This window comes from Longimycelium tulufanense (assembly GCF_014645795.1).
Lineage (GTDB): Bacteria > Actinomycetota > Actinomycetes > Mycobacteriales > Pseudonocardiaceae > Longimycelium > Longimycelium tulufanense.
The window spans coordinates 1-1,475 of sequence record NZ_BMMK01000094.1 but is presented as its reverse complement, the minus strand read 5'-3'; the positions used below and the strand labels follow the sequence as shown (position 1 = coordinate 1,475).

The 1,475-nt window shown below is 73.2% G+C and carries 2 protein-coding genes; both read right to left on the bottom strand.

Translation table 11 applies throughout. From position 1 onward, the window contains the following. The coding region (locus IEY55_RS31645; protein WP_189062264.1) for a sugar phosphate isomerase/epimerase family protein at nucleotides 1-584 on the bottom strand (584 nt) is incomplete at its 3' end. After that, the coding region (locus tag IEY55_RS31640; protein ID WP_189062263.1) for a Gfo/Idh/MocA family protein at nucleotides 581-1,475 on the bottom strand (895 nt) is incomplete at its 5' end. The genes IEY55_RS31645 and IEY55_RS31640, both read right to left, overlap by 4 nt.

The window sequence follows — 1,475 nt, the reverse complement described above, 5'->3', positions numbered from 1 at the left end:
GCGAGGGTGACCGGGTCGGTGCCGCCGACCAGCAGGTGTCCGGTGTCCAGGCAGAGTGGTAGGTCGGAGTCGGTGAGGAAGCGTTCGACCTCGGCCTGGGTTTCGATGTGGGTGCCCACGTGGGGGTGCAGCACGGTGCGCAGGCCCTGGCCGGCGGCGATCTCCCGGATGTGGGCGGCGGTGTCGAGTAGGGTTTTCCACTCGGTGTCCTGCAGGGTGGGGCGCTGGTCGTAGCCGCCCAGGCCGGTGGCCGCGGCCAGCACGAGCACCTCGGCGCCGCCGGCGGCCAACACCGCGGTGGTGCGTTCGGCCTCGGCCAGGGTGGCCGGGACCTGGGCGGCATCGTGCAGCGGCACCGCCAGAAACCCGCCCACCAGGGTCAGGCCGTGCCCGGCCAGCAGGGTACGCAGCGCGGCCGGTTCGGTGGGCAGGTAGTGCGGCGGGCCGAGTTCGGTGGCGGTCAGCCCCAGCGCGGCCATCTCGGCAAGCACCGTGGCCGGCTCCAGCACGTGTCCCCAGCCGGGGACCTCGCACACCCCCCAGGAGATCGGGGCGGCGGCCAGCCTGAGCTCGGTGGTGGTCATCGGGCCACCACCCCGACCGGGGCGTCGAGCCGCACCGGGGCGCCGGTGCGGGCCGAGGTCTCACACGCCTCGGCCAGCTGCAGGCTGACCAGGCTCTCCCGCGCCGGGGAGGGGTTGGGGGCGTGGCCGGCTACCACGTCCCCAAACACCCGCAGCTCCTGCAGGTAGGCGCGGTGGAACCGTTCCGGGAAACCGGGATAGGCATCCGGGCCCACGGTGGGGCCGGTGGGTTCCAGGGAGGTCAGCGGGGTGCGCTCGTCCAGCCCCGCGGTCAGGGTGTCCTGGCTGCCGAACACCTCGATCCGGCAGTCATAGCCCAGCGGGTCGTGCCGGCCGGCGGTCAGCAGGGCGTGCGCGCCACCGGCGAAACGCAGCATGGCCACCGCGTTGTCCACGTCCCCGACCCGGGCGAAGGCCTCGTCCACCAGCACCGAACCGGAGGCATAGACCTCCACCACCGGCTCCTGGACCAGCCAGGGCACGCAGTCCAGATCGTGGATGAGGCAGTCCCGGAACAGCCCCCCGGAGGTGGCCAGGAACTCCAACGCCGGCGGGTGGGCGTCGATACACACCGACCGCACCAGATAGACCGTGCCCACCTGGCCGGCACGCAGCCGCCGGTGCAACTCGGCGATGGCCGGGTCGAACCGACGCTGGAACCCCACCAGCACCTCCACCCCGGCCGCATCAATCTCCGCGACCAGGGCCCGCATCGTGGCCACATCCTCGGCCAGCGGCTTCTCACACAACACCGGCACCCCCGCCGCGACCGCGCGACGCAGCATCTCCGGATGGGTGCCGGTCGGGGTCGCCACCACGACCCCGGCGCTGCCCGCCAGCAACCCGTCCAGATCATCGACGTGCCGGACCCGCTCCCCCAACTCCACGGCC